This is a genomic window from Corynebacterium sp. CCM 9203 (assembly GCF_041357675.1).
Classification (GTDB): Bacteria; Actinomycetota; Actinomycetes; order Mycobacteriales; family Mycobacteriaceae; genus Corynebacterium.
In genome coordinates this window covers 629,001-651,276 of sequence record NZ_JAUERY010000002.1, presented here as the reverse complement: position 1 = coordinate 651,276, position 22,276 = coordinate 629,001, and the positions used below count along the sequence as shown (strand labels likewise).

The window sequence follows — 22,276 nt, the reverse complement described above, 5'->3', positions numbered from 1 at the left end:
GCTGATTAAGCGGTCAGGGAAGCACGGCCCTTGCGACGGCGAGCCGATACGATGGCGCGACCGGCACGGGTGCGCATACGAGTACGGAAGCCGTGCACGCGTGCGCGACGACGGTTGTTCGGCTGGAACGTCCGCTTGCCCTTAGCCACGGTGAACACTCCTAAAATTAACGGATGATCAGCAGACAACCCGCGGATGCTCCAGATGCCCGGATTACGGAAAACACCTGTGTCGTGTGCCGAAGCAGCACGTTCACGGAGGAAACCGTTCACCAGGCGCCGAGAAACAGCCGCCAGTTGTGCATCTCACCCTGTGGTGGATGATTTTTCTGTTGTCCGGGGCGCAATTGACGACGTCGCGGATAGCGACATTCGCCGAGGCGTATCCCGGAATACAACACAGCGGTGGCGCGGAATGCGGAGCGGTCGGAACACGACGGACCCGGAGACCCGGTGTTGTCCGTCCCGCGGCCGACCGGCCGACCGGCCGTTGCTGCGTGATACGCACCGAGCCAGACCGGACATGGTTGTCCACTCTGGGTGATGCGTTGAGACTAGGCCAGATTACGTGCAGGTTGATGGTTCGACAAATCGACACGCCGGTAAAGAAACGTGACGACAGAATGACATTTGTGTCATTATCCCCCGCTTCAACTTCTGTTTCAGGATGGTTTCAGCGGGCAGATGGCCCGCAGGCCACTGCCACCGGCACGCCGGGGGCAGTGCTCCGAGTTAACCCGTCTAGACACCGGTCAGCCCGGACAGGTAACAATGAACCAGTGAGAAAACCACAGGCTGTGAGATTCTCGGGCTGTGAATAACTCTCAACCAAAGCTTGAGAATATCCCGGACTATCGGAATACCCGCAGTTCAGGACACTTGATCGGCCGGTTGAAATTATCCACAGGCTTTCCGGTACCCTGTGGAGAACGAAACTAGAAGATGTTATCCACATCTGTGGATAACTCTGTGGAACATCCTGCACACCGATCACATCGCAGTGTGGATAAACCGGTGGAGAATGATAATTCTGCATCCACTGGTTCCGTCACCCCGTGCCGCCAGGTAACCGCGCGGTCATTCGGGGAGTCGCATGCTGCCGTAGTTAGGGTTGAACCACAGATAACGTAGAGAAGGATTACCGTGACGGATACTTCACCCCAGCAGATCTGGGAGAGGGTGGTGATAAGGCTCACCGACCTCGCCGGAGAACCCGGAACCGGAATCCCACCACTCACCCGGATGCAGTCAGCAAACCTGCATCTGGTCCGAATCGTGGCTCTTGTCCCCGGGTTCGCGGTACTCACGACCCCTCATCTGATCGCAAAGAACATGATCGAGAAGGATCTCGGGGAACCAATCAAACAGATCCTCTCGGAAATCCTCGGCAGCCCCCATGGAATCGCGGTGTCTGTCGCGCCAGAGTCTTTCGGTAGCCACCCACACTCATCTGAAGAGTCAGCCCATACTCCGGAACCCTGTGATCAGAACCGTCTTTCAGATCACATCGACCCGGGTGCCGTGAGTGGGGTACCCATTCATCCAGGTACCTCACACGCCCAGGATCAGGGTCCCCACCACAGGGTTGTCGGTGGCCAACCCGCTAGAAGATATCCCACCACCCAGAGGCCACCGCACTCATTATCCGGTGAATCGGACCCGCCCACTCTGTTCTCCAGCACTCATCCACAGGACGGCGAGAACTACCCGAACGATCACGAACCGCACGACCCGGGTTCCCACCGGGACACGGATTATCCTGTCGGCGGAGGATGGCGCGCCAGCGTCGCCAGAGCAACGGAACGTTCCCGGAACCAACCCACCAGGGACAGTGGACAAAGGATCGTACGAGAAAAGACCGCCCGGAACCCAAACCGGGCGGCGTCCCTCAACGAGCGCTACACGTTCGATACCTTCGTCACCGGATCATCGAACAGATTCGCGCAGGCAGCGGCAATTGCGGTGGCTGAATCTCCTGCTCAGGCATTCAATCCCTTGTTCATCTGGGGAGGCTCCGGCCTCGGTAAGACCCATCTGTTGCACGCGGCCGGACATTACTCCCAGGAGCTTCAACCCGATCTCCGTGTTCTGTACGTATCGAGTGAGGAATTCACCAACGACTACATCAACTCCGTCCGGGATGATCGCCAGGAATCATTCAAGCGTCGATACCGCAACCTTGATGTGCTCATGGTGGATGACATCCAGTTCCTAGAAGGTAAGGAGGGAACCCAGGAGGAGTTCTTCCACACCTTCAACGCCCTTCACCAGGCAGACAAGCAGATCATTCTTTCCTCGGACCGTCCCCCCCGCCAGTTGACGACACTCACCGACAGGCTCCGGACCCGATTCGAGGGCGGTCTGATTACCGATGTACAGCCACCGGACCTAGAAACCCGTATCGCGATCCTCGAAAAGAAGGCGGGTCTCGAGGGAACCGTCGTCGCGAGGGATGTCCTGGAACTGATCGCGTCCCGATACGAGTCCTCCATCCGGGAACTGGAGGGGGCGCTCATCCGAGTGACGGCCTTCTCCTCGTTGAATGGGACCAGCATCGATATGGCTACCGCGATGTCTGCGTTGTCGGACATCATGCCGGAAGCAGCGGATGTCGAGATTACCGCAACGACAATCATCGAGGTCACAGCAGATTACTTCAACATCAGTGTTAAGGAGTTGTGCGGTACGGGTAAAGCCCGGCCGATAGCCAGAGCACGCCAGCTCGCAATGTATCTCTGCCGTGAACTCACCGATCTGTCGCTTCCGAAGATCGGGGCGAGTTTCGGAGGAAAAGACCACACCACGGTCATGTATGCGGACCGGAAGATTCGCAAGGAAATGACCGAAAAGCATGACACCTATGACCAGATCCAGGAGTTGACTCGGACGATCAAGACCCGAGGCCGGTCCTGATCCACCGGTTCGGCTCTCAAGGGGCTCCGTCCAGTACAGACGGAGCCCCTGTTCTCATTTCCGCCCAGATCCATTTTCGATGACCGCAGGTTATCCACATCCTTATCCACATCTGTGTAATTTCACCTTTGTAATTTAGTGATCCTCGACACACCCATGAGGAAATTTCTCGTCCCTCCATCCCGTGGATAACCGCTGAGGATCTGTTGAAGAAAGCGCCCCTGATAGGGGATGAACTGTGGATGAAAACCAAGTCCACGATTTTATCCACAGCCAGCCAAAGTTATCCACAGCCATCCCACAGCCGGACCCACAGCACGACTCGCCGAAATGACCACGGCTGATTGACCCGTATCCACAGATTGCACAGGACTTACTGTTACTCCCATCTTTTCCCTTGGTAGATCTAAAGAAGAAAGAGGGTGTGTGAGTAAACAGCGCTTCGGAGCTTCCCACCGAAATGACACAACGCCCTGGGATCACCTGAGTTTGTGATTCCAGGTTTCACCTCGACCGCTCGCCGGGTACGTTGGTTTGTAATCACATGAGGCGGTGTCCCAGCCCGGTCGAACCTGGTCGGTGACAACGCTCCGGCAGTAGTGAACATCGTCCCGGTGAATCACCGGTTCACGTTCGTGTGCCGCGGTGCAGTGTTCGACCACGTCTTGAGGAGCTTCACGAAGCATGGAGTCACAATCGGTGTCATTCAGGGTGTCCAAGGATGACCTGGCCGGAGCCGTTTCCTGGGTCGCACGGAGCCTTCCGAGCAAACCCACCCAACCTGTTCTTCGCGGAATGCTCATCACCGCTGACGATGACGGCCTTGAACTCGCCGGGTACGACTACGAGGTTTCAACTCAGGTACGGATCCCCGCGGAGGTCTCTGATCCGGGTCGGGTAGCTGTTGCCGGAAAGCTGATCGCTGATATCACGTCGACCCTGCCCAATAAACCCGTTGAAATCGAGCTCAGCGGATCGATTGTCCAGGTCAGGTGCGGTTCATCTCGTTTTGAACTGCCGAGCATCCCCCTTGATGATTACCCTCGTCTGCCGTCTCTGCCGGAGACGACCGGAACGATTAATCCGAAACTGTTCACAGAGGCCGTGACCCAGGTGGCCACAGCAGCAGGCAGGGATGACACGCTTCCGATGCTGACGGGTGTTCACATGGAAATCAATGGTCCCGAACTGCTGCTCGTCGCAACAGATCGCTTCCGGATGGCTGTGCGCACACTTGGATGGAACGCGAAGGATGCCGATGCAACGGCAAAACTCTTGATCCCGGCGAAAACACTCCTCGAGAATGCCCGGACTCTGGATGGCTCTGACGGAGACATCGAAATTGCGGTTGGTTCGGGTACCGAGATCGGAAGTGAGGGCTTATTCGGCGTTCACGCCGACGCACGTCTCACCACCACCAGACTTCTGGATGCGCAGTTCCCGAACTTCCGTCCACTTCTCCCGAAAACCCACAAAGCTCTCGCGAGCGTTGAGATAGCTTCACTCATTGATGCCATTCGTCGTGTCGCGCTGGTAGCGGACAGAAACGCGCAGATCAGAATGGAATTCTCTGAGGGGCAGGTCATTCTCTCCGCCGGCGGTTCCGACGCAGGGCACGCAGAGGAGATCGTCCAGTGTGCGTTTACCGGGGAACCGTTACTGACCGCCTTCAATGCCAGTTACCTTAAAGATGGCCTCTCGGTCGTGCGTACGGAACGCGTGGTCTTCGGTTTCACGGATCCGTCGCGGCCCGCGATCCTCATTCCGGAACCCCCGGAACTACCGGAAGCCGACGAGGACGGAACCTTCACCACACCTGAAACTGACTTCACCTACCTCCTGATGCCGGTTCGGCTTCCGGGCTAGTTCAACCGAGCCCATTTCAGGCTGGTCAGGTGATTCGTTTGAGAGGCTGAGAGGCGAAGCGTGCACATCCGTTCCCTGACGTTGCGGGATTTCCGTTCGTGGCGCTCACTTTCACTGGATCTGCGTCCGGGTGTGACGGTTCTTGTCGGTAGTAACGGACACGGTAAAACTAATATCGTTGAAGCTATCGGTTATCTGGCTCACCTTGTTTCGCACCGGGTCTCCAATGATGCACCGCTCGTGAGATCCGGAAGTCGGGATGCCCGGATCTCAGCGGTGGCAGTCAACGACGGTAGAGAACTTGTAGCCCATCTGCTGATCAAGCCTCGGGGTAGTAATCTCGCACAACTGAACCGCACCAGACTCGACTCACCCAGGGGCTTGTTGGGTGTGGTCAAGACCGTGCTTTTCGCACCGGAGGACATCGCACTCGTCAGGGGGGAGCCGGCCGAGCGGCGGCGCTATCTCGACAACATTCTGGCGACGCGTTATCCGCGGATTGCGGGAATCAGAGCGGATTACGACAAGGTGCTCAGGCAACGAAATGCGCTTCTTCGTTCCACCTCCGGGACACTGCGTCGCGGCTACGGCAGTGATGAAGGAGCGGCTGCCCTGAGCACACTCGACACCTGGGACGGGCAACTTGCGTTATACGGCGGGCAACTCACGGCGGCCCGAATTTCTCTGGTCGAGGAACTGTCTGACCATGTGGTGACGGCATATCGGATTATTGCACCGGAATCGAGGTTACCGAGCCTCAACTACCGTAATAGTGTCGTAACGGCGCCTTCCGGATGCACGGATCCGAGTGTCCTGGAGGCGGCAATGCTCGCTGATCTGGCTCGTAACCGCAGCAGAGAGATAGAGCGGGGAATGTCTCTCGTGGGGCCACACCGTGATGATCTGGAACTCATGCTCGGAGAGGAACCTGCGAGGGGCTTTGCTAGTCACGGGGAAACCTGGTCCTATGCCCTGGCACTCCGGCTTGGAGTGTTCTCTCTGCTCCGAAATGACGGTACTGATCCGGTGCTGATACTCGATGATGTGTTCGCGGAGCTTGACGCTGCACGGAGGAAGGCACTGGTGAAGATAGCCATGACCGCAGAACAGGTTCTCATCACCGCAGCTGTCGATGATGATCTTCCCGAAAATCTTGATGTCACCGGAGCACGGATTCACCGGGTCACAATGGTTACGGATGGCTCCGGCAGGTATTCGGTCCTCGATCAGGTTTCCGGTGACTCGGCAGGGACCGGGGATGAGACGTACCAAGGGGAACAGTCATGACAACCCCGGAGGAGCGGGCTGATTCCGTTGCGGCTGCTTACCAACACATACGTGCTGTCGCACGAAGGCGGGGATCACGGCTCCCGAGCGGAGGACGCGGGTCCGGTAGGAACCGGGACCTCCGTGGTACTGAGATTTCATCCGTCCCCGTCCGTAAGGTCGGTCGTCCATCCGGACCGGATGGACGGGCGCTGCGTCGGCTGGAAACAACGGAATCAGTGGGATCAGTCCTCGGCGGTGAGATTCGGCGGCGGGGGTGGGGGCGCTCAATGGCCGGAGGATGGGTGAAGGCGAACTGGAATCTACTCGTCGGGGATCGGATCGCTCAACACAGTGAGGTGCAGATGCTGAAGGATAAACAGTTGTTCATCACCTGTGACTCAACAGCATGGGCAACTAACCTGCGTCTGATGCAACGAAGGATCCTGCAGGTCATAGCTGAGAAAGTTGGGCCTGATGTGGTGTCGGAGCTGAAGATTTTCGGTCCTTCTCAACCGAGTTGGCGGAAGGGACCGCTCCATGTGAAGGGGCGAGGCCCCAGGGATACCTATGGATGACTCTGTGTGGTGTCTGGAGTGCTGGGAAACGAACTGGGTATTTCCGTTTTTAACGGGGTGTGAGGCCTTCTGACGCACGCAAGAGCGTGTTCGGTAGGTACCCATGACCGTGTAGGATAAAAAGGTCCAGATACAACTTCAGCGAGGAGCCAAGGACACCGTGGCAGACACCGTGGCAGCAACCGAACACCACTACGACGCTTCATCTATCACGATCCTTGAGGGTCTGGAAGCCGTCCGTAAGCGGCCCGGCATGTACATCGGTTCCACCGGTGAACGCGGACTGCATCACCTCGTCTGGGAGGTTGTCGACAACTCCGTCGATGAAGCAATGGCGGGGTACGCCACCCGTGTCGACGTCACACTTCTCGCTGACGGTGGTGTCCAGGTCGTTGATAACGGTCGTGGTATTCCGGTCGAGATGCACCCCAGCGGTATGCCAACAGTGCAGGTCGTCATGACGCAGTTGCATGCCGGAGGCAAATTCGACTCTGAGTCCTATGCTGTTTCCGGTGGTCTGCATGGTGTCGGTATCTCTGTCGTCAACGCTTTGTCCACCCGCGTCGAGGCCGACATCAAGCGTGAGGGTCACCACTGGTTCCAGAACTTCAACCAGGCCGTTCCCGAGGAACTCCAGCAGGGCGGTCGTGCCCGCGGAACCGGTACCACGGTCCGATTCTGGCCGGACGCGGACATCTTCGAGACCACTGAGTTCAAGTTCGAGACGATCGCCCGCCGCCTGCAGGAGATGGCGTTTCTGAACAAGGGTCTCACCATCACCCTCACCGATCAGCGTGTTACCGAGGAGCAGGCTGAACTCGACGAGATCGCGGAGAAGGGTGTTGATGAAGCTGAACCACTGACCGGGGATTCCTTCGATGAAGCGGAGATCGCCGCGGAGGCGGCCGAAGCCGCAGAGGCGGCTGAAGCCAGAGCCGCCGGCAGGACGGTGAAGAAGAAGGTCAAGACCCGGACATACCACTACCCTGACGGGTTGAAGGATTACGTCAATGCGCTGAACAAATCGAAAACTCCGATCCACCCGACCATCGTCGCTTTCGAGGCGAAGGCAGAGGATCATGAGGTCGAGATTGCGATGCAGTGGAACAGTGGGTACCAGCAGAATGTCCACACGTTCGCGAATACCATCAACACCTTCGAGGGCGGTTCCCATGAGGAAGGTTTCCGCGCGGCATTGACCACGCTGCTCAATCGTTATGCGCGGGAACACAAGTTGCTCAAGGACAAGGAGCCGAACCTCGCCGGCGAGGATTGTCGTGAAGGATTGGCGGCCGTCGTCTCCGTTCGAGTTGCGGATCCGCAGTTTGAGGGACAAACGAAGACGAAACTCGGTAATACTGAAGTCAAGGGTTTCGTTCAGCGCATGGTCAATGAGAATGTCATGCACTGGTTGGAGGCGAATCCCGCCGAAGCAAAAGCGATCGTCAACAAAGCTGTGTCTTCCTCCCATGCGCGGCTCGCTGCGCGCAAGGCTCGGGAATTGGTGCGTCGGAAGTCCAGTTCTGACATGGGTGGGCTTCCCGGAAAGCTCGCTGACTGTCGCTCCAAGGACCCACGTAAATCCGAGCTCTACATCGTGGAGGGTGACTCCGCAGGTGGCTCTGCGAAGAGCGGCCGGGAGTCGATGTTCCAGGCTATTCTTCCGCTCCGTGGAAAGATCCTCAATGTGGAGAAAGCCCGCCTCGACAAGGTCCTGAAGAATAATGAGGTTCAGGCGATCATCACGGCGCTCGGAACCGGTATTCATGATGAGTTCGATATCTCCAAGCTTCGGTACCACAAAATCGTGCTCATGGCTGACGCCGATGTTGATGGTCAGCATATTTCGACGCTCCTGCTGACCCTTCTGTTCCGCTTCATGCCTGATCTGATCCGGGACGGTTACGTGTTCCTCGCCCAGCCGCCGCTGTACAAGTTGAAGTGGTCAAAGGGAGGTCCAACCTTCGCATACACCGATGCGCAGCGTGACCAACAGCTCGAGGAAGGACTCGCTGCGGGCAAGAAGATCAACAAGGACGATGGCATCCAGCGGTACAAGGGTCTCGGTGAGATGGATGCGAAGGAACTGTGGGAGACCACCATGGACCCGTCAGTCCGCACCCTCCGCAAGGTGACCATGGATGATGCTCAGGCTGCCGACGAACTGTTTTCAATTCTCATGGGGGATGATGTCGTGGCCAGGCGCTCCTTCATCACTCGTAATGCCAAGGACGTCCGTTTCCTCGACGTTTAGGTTGCAGTAGGTCGAATGCAGGACCGCCCCCGAGAAACTTTCGGGGGCGGTCCTGCATGTCGGTGGAACGGATCAGCTCATGATGACCTGCGGTACCCCGAGGCTCTTCAGCCCTTGGACCCCGAACTCGATTCCGTAACCGGATTCCTTGATGCCACCGAAAGGAACCCGTGGGTCAATGGCGCCGTGATTGTTGATCCACACGGTTCCAGCTTGGATGCGACGGGCGACGGCGCGGGCTGCCTCCGGGTTGGAGGACCACACCGAGCCACCTAATCCGACCGGGGAGTCGTTCGCCATCCGAACCGCCTCGTTAACATCGGAATAGCGGATGACCGGGAGTGCGGGACCAAACTGCTCAGTGGTGACCAGCTCATTGTCCGGGGCAATGTCAGCGACGATTGTGGTGGGGTAGAAGTTACCCGCTTGTCCTGGGTCCGGATCACCGCCGAGGACGATACGTGCACCGCTCTCACGAGCTGCCTCAACGAGCCCTGCGACGATGTCGTACTGTGCCCGATTCTGCAGCGGGCCGAGAACGTTGTTCTCGTCGAGCCCGATGCCCATCGGCATCTTCTCTGCGACGGCCACAAGTTCCTCCACAACTGCGTCATAGATGTCCTCGTGGACATAGAGACGCTTCAGGGCGGCACAGGTCTGACCGGTGTTGATGAATGCACCCCAGAACAATCCTTCGGCGATTTTCTCCGGGTCTGCGTCGGGGAGCACGATACCGGCGTCGTTACCGCCGAGCTCGAGGGTCAGACGGGCGAGATTTTCGGCCGCCGAGCGCATGATCGCTTTACCCGTGGGTGTGGATCCGGTGAACATGATCTTGTCGATGTCAGGATGTGCACTGAGTGCAGCACCAACTTCTCCGTCGCCGGTGACGATGCGGAAAACATCTTCGGGGAGGACCGTATTGATGACGTGGGCCAGTGCGAGAACCGATAGTGGTGTGTTCTCGGAGGGCTTCATGACGACGGTGTTTCCCATCCGGAGGGCGGGGGCGAACTGCCAGACAGCGATCATCATGGGCCAGTTCCACGGGCCAATGGCGCCAACGACACCGATGGGACGGTACTCCATGACAGCGTGCTTCTCGCCGTCATCCACGATCACCTCGGGCTCGAGGGGAAGAGCGGCGGTGGTGCGGAGCCAACCGACACATCCGCCGACCTCGAAACGAGCATTCGGGCCGTTGAGTGGCTTGCCCTGCTCTCGGGAAAGCAAGACGGCGAGCTCCTCGGCGTGCTTTTCGACCGCATCAGCCGCTGCGTTGAGTAGTTCACGCCGCTTGTCGTCGCTGAGGGCGGCCCATGCCGGTTGTGCTTTCCGGGCTGCAGCAATTGCGCTGTCCAGGGTTTTGATGTCACCCACCGGCGCATGGGCGATGAGATCCCCCGTGGCGGGATCGTGGATGGGGCTACCCGATTCCACGGAGATGATGGACAACAGATCTGCTGCGCTCATAGGCTCGCTCTCCTTATGGTTGAAATCATATTATCACTATAGTGTGAGCCATAACACTGTCAACGTGTTGTCTCAGAGTGCGGATGAATTGGTTTAGAGCGTCGGAATGCGCCCGGTGAGGCAGGTGGGTGAGCTCCTTTGTCAAAAAGTGTCACCACCAATGGTTGCACGAAATCCGCGCCAAATATGAGGGGAGAACAGGATGGCCACCGTGACACGAAGGCGGGAATGGCGGGACAGGTCGGTGCCGCAGGAGTATCCCTACGCGGAGTGGTGCGAGATCGCCAACAACTCCTTCACGCCCCTCCAGATCGCAACATCCGATCCGGCTAATTTCCGGGCGACGGTTCAGGCGATTCAGGTTGGGGAAGTAGGAATTATGGATCTCCGTTCCCCGGCACACACTGTCGTCCTGGAAAGTTCACACATCGACGTGCGGCAGGAACCCTGGTGCAAACTGTGCCTGCAGATCTCGGGCCAGCTCATTGTTCGGCAGGACGGACGAGTTGCCGATGCCCGCCCCGGAGATCTCGTCTTCTACGAGACCAGTAGACCGTTCACGTTGGAGTACACCTCCCATCAACGGAGTCTGATGTGGCATTTCCCGCAGGATCTGTTGATGTCGAGTCGGGTGAACACGACGATCCGGACCGCCACCGTGCTTCCCGGAGAATCGGACCTGGGCAGGCTGGTGATTCCCGGTTTACGGGGATACGCTGACCGGCTCTCCGCACTGGGGGCCATCGATGATTCCTACGCCACGGAGATTGTGCACGCTGGATTATCCGGCGCATTGGCGGCGATCTCCTTACTTGGTAAGGAGATGGATGGTTCGGCGACGGCATCGACGAACGCACTGTTCACCGCCGCCACGACCTACATTGAGGATCACCTGAGCGATCCGGCGCTATCACCGGCGATGATTGCCGACAACCTTTTCGTGTCCGTTCGGCAGTTGCATGCTCGATTCCGTGCGGAATCCACGACGGTGGGTACCTACATCCGGGGTCGCCGTCTCGAAGAGGTCCGGCACGCACTGCTCGAACCGCGCAACGCGAACCTCAGCGTGGCGATGCTGGGGGCACGCGTGGGTTTCCATGATGCCTCACACCTGAGTAAGGCATTCAAGGCGAGATACGGGGTCTCCCCTTCGATGTACCGGCGCAGCAGAGGACTGCCACTCAGGAGCAACCGTTGAGGGTTCCCCGTATATCGCAGCGCATCCCTTCGATATGGCGTGGTTCTGCGCGCGGGTGTGGGCCTGTGGACGGGAGATTCTAGCTGTTCTGGCTCTCCTGAAACTCTTTGATCACCGCACGGGCCTGGGATATGCCTGATTCCAACGCGCCGTCGACAACGACACCCCGCCATCCTTTCGCCCAGTCAGCCCCCGCGAAGTAGAGGCGGGAGGCGGTGTCGAGGAAGTGGCTCCATCCGTCGATGAACTGCCCCTTCCTCAGGGTTGCCCACGCCTGGCCGCTGTACTTGTCGGCCACCCAATCATGCCCGGTGCAGTCGATGACCTCGAGGGGCAGGTCCCAGACTTCCAGGATCCGACGAGCGGAGTTGGGATTTTCAAGATCGATGGCTGTGTGATCGGGACCGAACCCGACGAGAATGGTCGCGTCATCATCGGTGAAGTACTCGCTGCGCAGCACGGTCACCGGGCCTGGCGAGGGGGCGTAACAGAGGATGCTGTGGTGGCCCTTCACCTTGATCCAGATTTTTGCTCCGGTAGAGTTCCATTTCTGTTCGATTACCCGGCACATGTCGGGACGGAGCGGTGGTGAGAATTCGATGGTGGATAGTGCCCCAACGGGGACGGTCACGATTACCGCATCGGCGTTCTCGGTGGCTCCGGATTCAAGAGTGATCCGTGCACTGTGATCAGTGTGTTCCACCCGGGACACGGGACTGTTGAGATGGATTGGGCAGTTGAGGTCTCCGGCGATGCCGTTGTAGAGCTGCTGCATGCCGTCCACGAGTTTGAAACGGAGGGTCTGCTCATCGACGAGGGAGAGTCGATTGTCGCAGAGCGCGGCCCATTGCTTCGCCATCAGTGCGGAACCCCCGTAGGGGTTTCCGATGTATCCGGCAGACCAGTATCCGTCGCAGAGGTCACGTTCCTCCGGGGTGAAGTCATCCGTGCATAAGGCATCCATGACGCTGGCTGCGTCAGCCTGACGGAATCTCTCCTTCAACTCCTCGCTGGCTGAAGATCCTGCGTCGAGAATCGCGAGGGGGCGATAGGGCTGCGGGAAGAACTCGTGTGAGTTCTCGAAGATCTTTGCCATCGGCCGGGCGAGAAGGCCATCGAGTTCGTCCTCCGTTCCTTTCTTCACGGTGTCACCTGTTCGCCAGTAGGCGGTGTCGCAGAAGGGACTAGCTACGATCTCTGCGCCATACCTGGTGATTTCGGACCAGACGTGGGGCTGGTGCCAGTGCACCCAGGTGGCCCCCATTTCGAGTGGTTGTCCGAGGCGGGTGTCCGTCCAGGCACGTCCTCCAATGCGGTTGCGGGCCTCGTGGATGACCACCTCGATTCCGGCGGTCTCCAGCTCGCGGGCGGCGGCGAGACCGGCGAAGCCGGCACCGATGACGATGACCTTAGGCGGCGTGCCGGTTCTGTGTCCGGATGCGTTCATGGGGAGGTTCCTTTCGGTGGTCGGTGGATGTGGAACGGGTCAGGTACGGGTCAGGGGATCTCGACGTGATTCACACCGGTGGTGTCCAGGAGTTGTTTCTGCCGGATTACACCAGCAAAGGCCGCGGCCACGATGAGGCCCGGAAGGATGAAGGTGAGCATCGCGGGCTGGTCATCACCGATCATGAGTGAGAAGTTCAGCAGGACGAGGAGTCCGATCAGTGCGAGTCCGATACCGCTGACGATGGGGGCGATGCACCGGGTCCAGAGTCCCAGCACCTGTTCCCCGCGTCCGAGATGGCGGGCGATGGCGAAGGACGTGAGAGAAAGCAGAATTACCAGACCGAGGGCCGCGGTGTTGGTCAACCAAGTGAACAACGTAATGACGGGAAACAAGGGGGTGTTGCCATTCACGGTATCGGCACCCGCAAAAATGACGATGACGGTAAAGGCGAGAACAGATTGTCCGAGGGACCCGACGTGTGGGGTTCCGTCGTGGGAGATCTTCCCGAAAACCTTGGGGAGAACCCAGGCTCGCCCTAGTGCGAACGCGTACCGGGCCGCAGCGTTGTGGAAGGCGATGAGGGCGGCGAACAGACTGGTGATGAAGAGGAAACTGGATAACAACGAGAATGCCGGGGAGAAGTCCTCCAGCCACACGAACATAAGGTCAGGCCCGAATTCACGGGAGCTGTCGATGATTCCACTCGGTCCTATGCCCATGGAGAACGCCCATGCGGAGAAAGCATAGAAGAGGGCGATGATCCCGACGGCGATGAATGTTGCCCGGGAGACGGTCCGATCGGGGTCGATGGTCTCCTCTGAGTAGATGGCTCCCGACTCAAATCCCATGAACGCCGCGATCCCGAACGCGAGGAGAACGCCGACCCCACCGGTGAAGAAATCACCGGGGCGCAGGGTGATCGTGCTGATTCCCTCCGGTGCATGAGTCAGCCCGAGAGCACAGACCACGGCGACGACGAGGAATTCAAGAGCGACAAGGACCGTAAGGATACGGGCGGAGAGTTCGACGTGTCGAATGCCGAGAAGACCCACACAGAACCATCCCAGCAGTGCGGTGGTCCACCAGGGCAGTACCAGCGGTGTGACCGATGCGAGTGCCCCGGACAGTGCGAAGCCGAACAGGCCGTAGAGACCGATCTGCATGAGGTTGTAGCACAGCAGCGCGACGAGTGAGGAGGCGACGCCGACTCTGTCTCCGAGGCCCTTGGAGATGTAGGCGTAGAAGGCTCCCGCGTTCTGGATACGGGTGCTCATCGCACCGTAACCGAAGGCGAAGATGGCGATGAGGATTCCCAGGACGAGGTAGGCCACGGGGACACCCAGTAGACCGGAGACCGCAAAGTTGGTGGGCACACCTCCGGCGAGAACGGTGAGTGGGGCGCTGGCCGCGATGATCATGAAGACGAGGTGAGGTGTGGTCAGTCGCCGGATACCCGGCTCCAGTTCGTGCACGTGCTGAGCCATGTGATCCTCCTGGATGGGAAATACGTGGACTCAGTGTATGAGACAGATCACAATTTATGGTTGTGTGTGAGTGCTACAGGTTTGTGATGTGATGCATGACTTGACAGGGGACGGACATTGAATACCCCTGATCCGGGAATTCGGAGAGGTGACCTCTTCCGTTTCCTTCCGCTGGGTATGAACAAACCCCCGGTCCGATGGCGGAGCGGGGGTTCGGTTTCATGGGGTCAATCAGGCGGCGTATTTTTCGATGATCCGTCCGAGACCATTGAGGCGCTCGCCGATGATGCCGGTAAGTTTCCCGCGAACCGACGAGTAAACCTTGCTTATCGCTGGCTGGTTGATTTTCCCGGCATTGCGGTCGGCGACAGCGAGGATAGAGTCCGTCACGTCGGCGCGGTGTGCGTCGAGATATGTGCCGAAATCGCTGGTTGGGCCACCTTGACGGTAATTCTGCCAATGCGGGTCGAGAGCTTCGCAGAGCTCGGGCAGGAGTCGACTGACACCCTTGGAAACCACGTTCGCGTCAGCTTTACGTGCCGCTCCGACGGCGCCTTTGATGGCCATGCCTGTGAGGCCGGAGAGATCGGCGACCGAAGAGTCGATGAACGTCGCCATGTCCGTGACGACGGCGTCTCGGTGAGATCCGGTGAGTTGGGTCTTGAGGTCGGTCATGGGTGGTGTGTCATCCCCTGGTGCTTATTGTGGGTGTGCTTCAGTTCTACGGACTACACCTTACCTCGTGGGGTGGGTGGGCTGTGCTGGCCCCGAAAATGACACGCGCTCTTCATTCGAGATCTCCCGATCTCGAATGAAGAGCGCGTGTCAGTGATGTTGTGACTCTTCCGCCACAGCAACCAAACTTCACAAGTTAACTGTAGTCACAACAGTCACAGATGTTACACACTTCCGATGTTTTCGACTACTTGCGGTGGCGACGTACCCCCGGTAACGCAGAAAGCCGGTTCAGTCAATGACTGAACCGGCTTTCTTATCCTTGTGGAGCATAGGAGAATCGAACTCCTGACCTCCTGCTTGCAAAGCAGGTGCTCTACCAATTGAGCTAATGCCCCAAGTTCTGATGGTGGGCCTAACAGGAATCGAACCTGTGACCTCTTCGTTATCAGCGAAGCGCTCTAACCGACTGAGCTATAGGCCCTTGGAACGAGAATGAACTTTACCCAGCGGACACTGTTAAAAGCAAATCCCCTGGTGAGGTGAGTTCCGGAACTGATTCCGGGTGTGTGGGCACCGTATCGGAAAGGTACCCACACACGGTGGAGACGGATCAGTAATCACCCTCACTGAGGGTGATTACGATGCCACCGAACAGTTCGACCATGCCGTTGTAGATCACTGCGGTCAGTGGCGCGAGGATCGTCACCGCAATAGCGGTGACAGCACCCAGGAGACTGGCTAAGGACAGCACCGTTCCAAAGGTGATGACATCGCTGCCCCCTACTCCCGTCACGATGCTGTTCAACTTCGCCCAGATACCGAACTGATCGAGTCCGTAGTACAGCAGGGTGACGCACAGAATCCATGCCGCCAGTGCAGCGAGGGATAGTGCCAGTGCGGTCCGGAATGCCGACAACGGGGATATCCGTGTGACGGTTACTTCCTGAAGGTTCATCACTAGTCCCCGTTCTCATCGGTGTCGGGATCCCTGTGGAGTGGGACTCCGTTGGCGTCAAGGTTAGTGCTTCCGGCGCGTCGGACGCCGGGAATATCCGTGGTTTCGGAGTCATCGAGGGTGAAGGACGCCGGGCCCTTGGCGGCGCCGGTGGCGACAGCCTCAGCGGTTTCCTCCCCCTCCCCCTCGACGTTACGGTCGATGGCGAGTAGTTCAACACCCTTCTCTAGGTTGACCAGCCGCACACCCATCGTCTGCCGCGAGGACGGTCGGATCTGGCCGACCTCCGTACGGATGACCCCGCCCGCAGAGGTGATGGCGAAGATCTGGTCATCGTCGTCGACTGATAGGGCACCGATGAGCTTGCCGCGCTTCGGGGTGTACTTGAAGGTGGCGACACCGAGTCCACCCCGTCCTTTTGTCGGGTATTCCTCCATCGCAGTGCGCTTCCCGTAACCCCCGGATGTGGCGACCAGTAGATAGTCGCCTGTACCGACGACGCACATAGCGAGGAGCTTGTCATCGCCACGGAACCGCATTCCCTTCACACCGGCGGTTGCACGCCCCATTGGGCGCAGGGTTTCGTCATCAGCGGTAAACCGCATCGCCTGACCCTCCTCGGAGATGAGCAGGAGATCATCCTCATCGGAGCACAGCGAGGCACCGATGAGTGAGTCACCCTCGTTGAGGTTAATGGCGATCAGGCCACCGGAGCGGACGGAGTCGTAGTCCGCGAGCCGGGATTTCTTGACCCGGCCGTGCGCGGTGGCGAGTACCAGGTATTCGGCGTCGTCGTAGCCCTGGATCTGGATTACCTGGGCGATCTGTTCACCGGGCTGGAACTCCAGGAGATTCGCGACGTGCTGGCCGCGGGCCGTCCGGGAGGCCTCGGGCAGTTCGTAGGCTTTGAGCCGGTACACGCGGCCGTAGTTGGTGAAGAACAGGATCCAGTCGTGGGTGGAGCACACGAAGAAGTGGCGAACGACATCATCGCTCTTCAGCTCCGCGCCGCGGACACCCTTGCCGCCGCGCTTCTGGTTGCGGTAGGCGTCGACCTTCGTGCGCTTGGCGTAGCCGGTGGAGGTGATCGTGGCCACGACGTTTTCGCGGGCGATCAGGTCCTCCTCGGTGACGTCGCCGGTGGCGCCGATGATCTGGGTGCGACGCTCGTCGCCGTACTTCTCGACGATCTCGGTGAGCTCGTCCCGGACGATCGCGCGCTGCCGTTCGGGGCGGGCGAGAATGTCCTTGTAGTCGGCGATGATCTCCTCGATCTCGGCCAGCCGGTCGACGATCTTCTGCCGCTCCAGGGCGGCGAGTCTGCGAAGCTGCATCGCGAGAATCGCATCGGCCTGGATCTCGTCGATGTCGAGGAGATCGATGAGACCGTTCCGGGCGATGTCGACGGTCGCCGACGCCCGGATCAGGGCGATGACCTCATCGAGCATGTCGAGTGCCTTGACGAGGCCACGCAGGATGTGGGCCTCTTTTTCAGCCTCATCCAACAGGTACTGGGTGCGGCGGATGATGACGTCGACCTGGTGCGCGATGTAGTGGCGCAGCATCTGGTCCAGGCGCAGGGTGCGCGGCACCCCGTCGACGATGGAGAGCATGTTCACGCCGAAGCTGGACTGCAGTTGGGAATGCTTGAACAGGTTGTTCAGCACGACGCGCGGCACCGCGTCCCGCTTCAGGGTGACTACGATGCGCAGGCCGACGCGGTCGGAGGACTCGTCGTCGATCCGGGAGATACCGGCTATCTTGCCCTGGTTCGCCTGTTCGGCGATGTTGAGCACCAGGTTGTCCTTGTTGACTTGGTACGGCAACTCGGTGATCACGATGATCTGCCGGTTACCGTCCTCCTCGATCGTGGTCACACCGCGCATGCGGATCGAGCCACGGCCCGTGGTGTAGGCGTCCTTGATGCCCTGGTCACCGACGATGAGACCGGCGGTGGGGAAATCAGGGCCCTTGACGAAGCTCATGCACGCCTCAAGGGTCGTTGCCTCGTCGGCCTCGTAGTTCTCCAACATCCAGAAGATCGCGTCACCCAGTTCGGTGAGGTTGTGCGGCGGGATGTTCGTGGCCATACCGACGGCGATACCACCCGAACCGTTCATCAGGAGGTTAGGAACCCGGGAGGGGAGAATCACCGGTTCAAGGTTCTTGCCGTCGTAGTTCGGCTGGAAATCGACCGTGTTGGAGCGGATGTCCCGCACCATCTGCATCGCCAACGGAGTCAGGCGGCACTCGGTGTAACGCATGGCGGCGGCACCGTCGTTACCGCGGGAACCGAAGTTACCCTGTCCGTCAATGAGTGGGTAGCGCATCGACCAGGGTTGGGCCATGCGGACCAGGGTGTCGTAGATCGCGGAGTCACCGTGCGGATGGTAGTTACCCATGGTTTCCGCGACGGGCTTCGCGGACTTTACGTAGGAACGGTCGGGGCGGAAGCCGCTGTCGTACATCGCGTACAGCAGTCGTCGGTGCACGGGCTTCAGACCGTCGCGCACCTCGGGCAGTGCACGGCCGACGATGACCGACATCGCGTAGTCGATGTAACTGCGTTGCATCTCCTCGCCGATGTCGATTGGATTGATCCTGTCGAAGAGGAGCTCGCCGCCGTCGTTGCCGCCGGAGTTGTCGTCGCTCACGGGTCACCTAATTTCCGTCTAGCAGGTTAATGGAGATCTTGATCTCGACCATTCTAACCCGCTGAAATCCGGAAACGGGCTCTCAGTGCCTTACAGAGCGAAGAAAAGCAGAACCTTGGTATCAATCAGGTATCAAAGGCGTAGTCTCGGATCATGGCCATGACACTTCGCCTCACCGACGCCCAGGACCGGGCACTCACACTCCTCGCCCAGGCACAGGGCACCAGCAAACAGGAAGCCGCGACGCGGGCGATTGTCGCGACGGCCGCCCGCGTACTCGCGGACGCAGAAGTCGCTGAACTGGCGCGGACCGTCGTCAATGGTTACGCGGAAAATGAGCGACGCCTACGGCACGGACGATGACCCCCGGACCCGCCGTCCGCCCGATCACTCCGGAGCAGCTTCTGATCATTGCCGATGAGGTGATTGCTATACACCGGGTCCATGTCCGCGACTACGCACTACTCGCCGGGGCTGCAGCCGTGACCGCAGCCGCATATGGAGGGGTTCGCGTCCATCAGGATGTGCGCTCCGCCGCAGATGCCCTATCAGAGGCCATCATCCGGCTTGCACCCCTTGATGACGCCAATGACGTCCTGGCAGATGCCGCAGCCGAAGTGTTAAGGCGGGTAAATGCCCGTTGAAACACATCATCGTTAGGGCATGAAAAACAGCACCGGATATCCCATTATGAGATATCCGATGCTGTTTGCTTCGGTCACGGAAAATTACTTGTGGCCCTACTTTTTGTCGTCGGCCGCACGCTTCACGTCGTCGGCCGCATTCTTTACGGCGTCCTTGGTGTCGTCTGCGGCGTCATTTACGGCGTCCTTGGTGTCGTCTGCGATGTCTTCGGCTTTGTCCGTCACAGCCTCAGCGATGTCCTTGGTCTTCTCAGAGGTTTTGTCGATGATGCTGTCCTCACCGGTGGAGTCACCCCGGCCGAGAAGTTCATCGGCCTTCGCCCGGGCTTCCGCGAGACGCTCGCTCGCTCGCGCCCTGGCGGAAGCGGCGGCATCAGCTGCTCTGTCTGCGAGGTGATCTGCCTTGTCAGCTAGATCCGCGGTGACTGCGGTGTCGGATCCTGCGGCGTGGTCCCGTACGTTGGGTGGGTTGGTTCCTGGTGTGTCTGCGCGGCCACGCAACCAGTAGATAATTCCGGCGACGGTGGAAACCAGGAGCGCGAGGAGTGTCAGATTCGCGAGTCGACCGCGGCCGCCACCACCAGTGCAGAGGTTACCCAGGAAGTTCGTGCGCTCCGCTTTCTTCTCGGCCTTCCTGCGGGCCTTTTCTGCGGCTTTCCGGGCCTTCTTCATTGTCCTGCCACCTTTCTTCTCAACGTCCTCGGTGAGCTGAGCGCCTTTTTCCTCGGCCTGCTCACGGAGCTGTTCGAGGCGGTGCCGAGCCTCCCGGAGCAGCGCACCCGCCTGTACCTGGGATTCCTCGGTCAGGGAACCTGCCTTGGTGGCGAATTCGTCGCGGACCTGGCTTATCGCCTTGCGGCGATCCGCGTAGTCGTTCGCTCGGGCGACGAGATCGTCATAGCTGTTGACCTTGTGCTGGGAACGGAAATCGCGGGCAGAGCCAAAGGCCTGTCGACCGAGTTTGTACGCCATCCGAATGGTTGTGGGGTTCACGTGTTTCTCCTTGGTTGAGACGTTCAGTGACCCAGTCGAGTACACCGGAGACGAAGGAGGCGGGGGTGAACCGCCACCGTACGACCGGAAGTACTCGTCGGGCTGTGGTGTATCCAGCGTAACCTGCTATGCCCCTGTGGGGGCATCACGGATGCTGGTATGGGTGGGAATCGGCATCGGAGTCGCTGGTTGACTAGCATGGGACACATGACAAACAAGACCGCGACCGCGATCCTCCACACCAACCGTGGTGACATCACCATTGATCTCTTCGGAAATCATGCACCGAACACCGTCGAGAACTTTGTTGGTCTCGCGCAGGGCACGAGTGAATACCGGGCGAATAATGCAAGTGGTTCTACCACCGGTCCCTTCTACGATGGCTCAGTGTTCCACCGTGTGATCGATCAGTTCATGATCCAGGGTGGAGACCCGACGGGAACCGGGCGTGGTGGTCCGGGCTACCAGTTCGCCGATGAGTTCCACCCTGAGCTTTCGTTTGACCGTCCTTATCTGCTGGCCATGGCGAACGCGGGTCCGGGTACGAACGGTTCCCAGTTCTTCATCACCGTTGCACCGACTCCGCATCTCAACAACCGGCACACCATTTTCGGTGAGGTCACCGACGAGGAGTCGAAGAAGGTTGTCGATGCCATTGCAAGTACCGCGACTGACCGCATGGACCGGCCCACGGAGCCTGTCGTCATCGAGAGCGTCGAGATCACCGACTGATCCGGAGGCCCGTGGCGTGTCAGTTCCCCGACACAGCTCCGATGCCTGAAATACAAGACCCCGCACACCGTTACGGGTCGCAGAGCCAACGTGATGTGGTTCAGCGAACGTTGGGTGCGGGGTCTTTTGTCATGTTCACAGATAACTCATCGTCGTCACCGGTCTGAACGTCTGGTCCGGTGACGTGATAGTCGGAGGTTTCCATGTCCAGTCCCACTCCACCCGCACAGATGATCCGGAATCTCTACCGGCAGGCACCCGTGACCGCCTCGACTGTGGGGTTGATTGTTTTCGTGTTTCTGGTCACCGCGGTGCAGTCCCGCTCATTCACCGGAAATCTTGACCACAGTGGGCTGGGCGATGCCTGGGTATTGTATCTCCCGCTGATGGATGACTCTGTCTTTGGTCCGCTTCGCGCACTCGGTTCGGCTCTACTTCATCTGGGGATCGGGCACATGGTGGTGAATGTATTTCTCCTGTACCTGATCGGTAGAGAGACTGAGTCGATGTTCGGGTCACCGTTGATGCTCGGAATCCTTGTTACCGGTGCGCTCGGGGCTTCGGCGACGGTTGTCTGGTTGAGCCCGGATTCGCCGACGGTGGGGGCCTCCGGTGCGGTGTATGCGTTGATGGCAGTCTTCGTTGCCATTGCGTATTCGCGGCAGGATGCTCAGGTGAGTGCAGCGCTGGTGCTGATAGGTGTGAATCTCGTTTACACGTTGATGACCCCGGGAGTCTCTCTGTGGGGTCACCTCGGGGGCCTCGGCACCGGGGTGTTGCTTTCCCTCGTTCTGTTCGGTACTCGGAGTCCGAGTGGACGATGGGTTGGCGTTGGTCTGCTCCTCGGATCCGGGATCGTAGCCGTTCTGTCATGTGTGGTGGTGTTTTCCACAGGTTTCCCGTGACAGCTTCTCCGTGATCCACTATCTGTTGATAACCCCCGGCCTGTTTGTCCACCATGGCCGGGGGTTTCTGTGTGTTTTTCACCGGCAGCAGAGATTCCACAGGACTTATCCACACTGTGGATAATGACAGTTTTGTAATTCACCGTGTCTCTGAACGCTATTCGAGGCTGTGTACTGGAATTTTTCCATTTTAAGCGAAAATATGTGCGATCAATAAAAGTGGTGCACAGGTTT

At 59.0% G+C, this 22,276-nt stretch carries 18 protein-coding genes and 2 tRNA genes; 10 read left to right on the top strand and 10 right to left on the bottom strand.

The features are described 5' to 3' along the window. Positions 1-5: 5 nt before the first annotated feature. Positions 6-149: a 50S ribosomal protein L34 gene (gene rpmH / locus QWU44_RS06360; RefSeq protein ID WP_081761677.1), complete on the bottom strand. Its 144-nt coding sequence runs from the start codon at positions 147-149 to the stop codon at positions 6-8. A 993-nt stretch (positions 150-1,142) separates the two neighbouring features. Between rpmH and dnaA the strand changes: the two genes are divergently transcribed. The 5 genes from dnaA to gyrB all read left to right on the top strand — a co-directional run bounded on the left by dnaA (position 1,143) and on the right by gyrB (position 8,876). Beyond that, positions 1,143-2,912 (top strand): chromosomal replication initiator protein DnaA, encoded by a 1,770-nt coding sequence (gene dnaA, locus QWU44_RS06355; protein WP_370914828.1) that lies wholly within the window; start codon positions 1,143-1,145, stop codon positions 2,910-2,912. A 684-nt stretch (positions 2,913-3,596) separates the two neighbouring features. Then, complete coding sequence (dnaN, locus tag QWU44_RS06350) at positions 3,597-4,778, top strand: DNA polymerase III subunit beta (protein ID WP_370914827.1); 1,182 nt, start codon at positions 3,597-3,599, stop codon at positions 4,776-4,778. Positions 4,779-4,838: 60 nt separating this feature from the next. Then, positions 4,839-6,065, top strand: a complete 1,227-nt coding sequence (gene recF, locus QWU44_RS06345; protein WP_370914826.1) for a DNA replication/repair protein RecF — start codon at positions 4,839-4,841, stop codon at positions 6,063-6,065. After that, a complete protein-coding gene (locus QWU44_RS06340; protein WP_370914825.1) occupies positions 6,062-6,622 on the top strand; it encodes a DciA family protein in 561 nt (186 codons plus the stop codon). The genes recF and QWU44_RS06340 overlap by 4 nt, the downstream gene beginning before the upstream one ends. Positions 6,623-6,794: 172 nt before the next feature. Further along, positions 6,795-8,876 carry a DNA topoisomerase (ATP-hydrolyzing) subunit B gene (gyrB, locus tag QWU44_RS06335; RefSeq protein ID WP_370914923.1) on the top strand — a complete coding sequence of 694 codons (2,082 nt, stop codon included), beginning with the start codon at positions 6,795-6,797 and terminating at the stop codon, positions 8,874-8,876. Between the two features lie 72 nt (positions 8,877-8,948). Here the strand turns inward: gyrB and QWU44_RS06330 are convergent, their stop codons facing one another. Further along, positions 8,949-10,349, bottom strand: coding sequence for an aldehyde dehydrogenase family protein (locus QWU44_RS06330; RefSeq protein ID WP_370914824.1), 1,401 nt, complete (start codon positions 10,347-10,349; stop codon positions 8,949-8,951). A gap of 202 nt (positions 10,350-10,551) precedes the next feature. On the opposite strand from QWU44_RS06330, the gene QWU44_RS06325 reads away from it, so the two are divergent. After that, positions 10,552-11,547 carry a helix-turn-helix domain-containing protein gene (locus QWU44_RS06325; protein ID WP_370914823.1) on the top strand — a complete coding sequence of 332 codons (996 nt, stop codon included), beginning with the start codon at positions 10,552-10,554 and terminating at the stop codon, positions 11,545-11,547. Positions 11,548-11,626: 79 nt separating this feature from the next. On the opposite strand, the gene QWU44_RS06320 is transcribed toward QWU44_RS06325, so the two are convergent. The 7 genes from QWU44_RS06320 to gyrA form a co-directional block, all read right to left on the bottom strand. After that, positions 11,627-12,994: an NAD(P)/FAD-dependent oxidoreductase gene (locus QWU44_RS06320; RefSeq protein ID WP_370914822.1), complete on the bottom strand. Its 1,368-nt coding sequence runs from the start codon at positions 12,992-12,994 to the stop codon at positions 11,627-11,629. A 50-nt stretch (positions 12,995-13,044) separates the two neighbouring features. Beyond that, a complete protein-coding gene (locus QWU44_RS06315; protein WP_370914821.1) occupies positions 13,045-14,481 on the bottom strand; it encodes an APC family permease in 1,437 nt (478 codons plus the stop codon). Positions 14,482-14,712: 231 nt separating this feature from the next. Then, positions 14,713-15,156, bottom strand: coding sequence for a hypothetical protein (locus tag QWU44_RS06310; RefSeq protein WP_370914820.1), 444 nt, complete (start codon positions 15,154-15,156; stop codon positions 14,713-14,715). A 325-nt stretch (positions 15,157-15,481) separates the two neighbouring features. After that, positions 15,482-15,554: transfer RNA gene (locus QWU44_RS06305), tRNA-Ala, on the bottom strand. Positions 15,555-15,563: 9 nt separating this feature from the next. Continuing rightward, a tRNA-Ile gene (locus tag QWU44_RS06300) sits at positions 15,564-15,640 on the bottom strand. Positions 15,641-15,769: 129 nt separating this feature from the next. After that, the gene (locus QWU44_RS06295; RefSeq protein WP_370914819.1) at positions 15,770-16,114 is read right to left on the bottom strand and encodes a DUF3566 domain-containing protein; all 345 of its coding nucleotides are present in this window, start codon (positions 16,112-16,114) and stop codon (positions 15,770-15,772) included. 2 nt (positions 16,115-16,116) lie between these two features. After that, the gene (gyrA, locus tag QWU44_RS06290) at positions 16,117-18,768 is read right to left on the bottom strand and encodes a DNA gyrase subunit A (RefSeq protein WP_370914818.1); all 2,652 of its coding nucleotides are present in this window, start codon (positions 18,766-18,768) and stop codon (positions 16,117-16,119) included. A 153-nt stretch (positions 18,769-18,921) separates the two neighbouring features. Here gyrA and QWU44_RS06285 point away from each other — a divergent pair, with 153 nt between their 5' ends. Next, positions 18,922-19,131: a CopG family transcriptional regulator gene (locus tag QWU44_RS06285; protein ID WP_370914817.1), complete on the top strand. Its 210-nt coding sequence runs from the start codon at positions 18,922-18,924 to the stop codon at positions 19,129-19,131. Then, positions 19,128-19,412, top strand: coding sequence for a TetR family transcriptional regulator (locus tag QWU44_RS06280; protein ID WP_370914816.1), 285 nt, complete (start codon positions 19,128-19,130; stop codon positions 19,410-19,412). Before QWU44_RS06285 ends, QWU44_RS06280 begins: the two co-directional genes overlap by 4 nt. A gap of 96 nt (positions 19,413-19,508) precedes the next feature. Here the strand turns inward: QWU44_RS06280 and QWU44_RS06275 are convergent, their stop codons facing one another. Then, entirely contained in the window at positions 19,509-20,405 is an 897-nt protein-coding gene (locus QWU44_RS06275; RefSeq protein WP_370914815.1) for a hypothetical protein, read from the bottom strand. A gap of 207 nt (positions 20,406-20,612) precedes the next feature. On the opposite strand from QWU44_RS06275, the gene QWU44_RS06270 reads away from it, so the two are divergent. Both QWU44_RS06270 and QWU44_RS06265 read left to right on the top strand, forming a co-directional pair. Continuing rightward, the gene (locus QWU44_RS06270; protein ID WP_370914814.1) at positions 20,613-21,137 is read left to right on the top strand and encodes a peptidylprolyl isomerase; all 525 of its coding nucleotides are present in this window, start codon (positions 20,613-20,615) and stop codon (positions 21,135-21,137) included. A gap of 203 nt (positions 21,138-21,340) precedes the next feature. Then, on the top strand, positions 21,341-22,042 hold the full coding sequence (locus tag QWU44_RS06265; protein ID WP_370914813.1) for a rhomboid family intramembrane serine protease: 702 nt from the start codon (positions 21,341-21,343) through the stop codon (positions 22,040-22,042). Positions 22,043-22,276 lie beyond the last annotated feature (234 nt).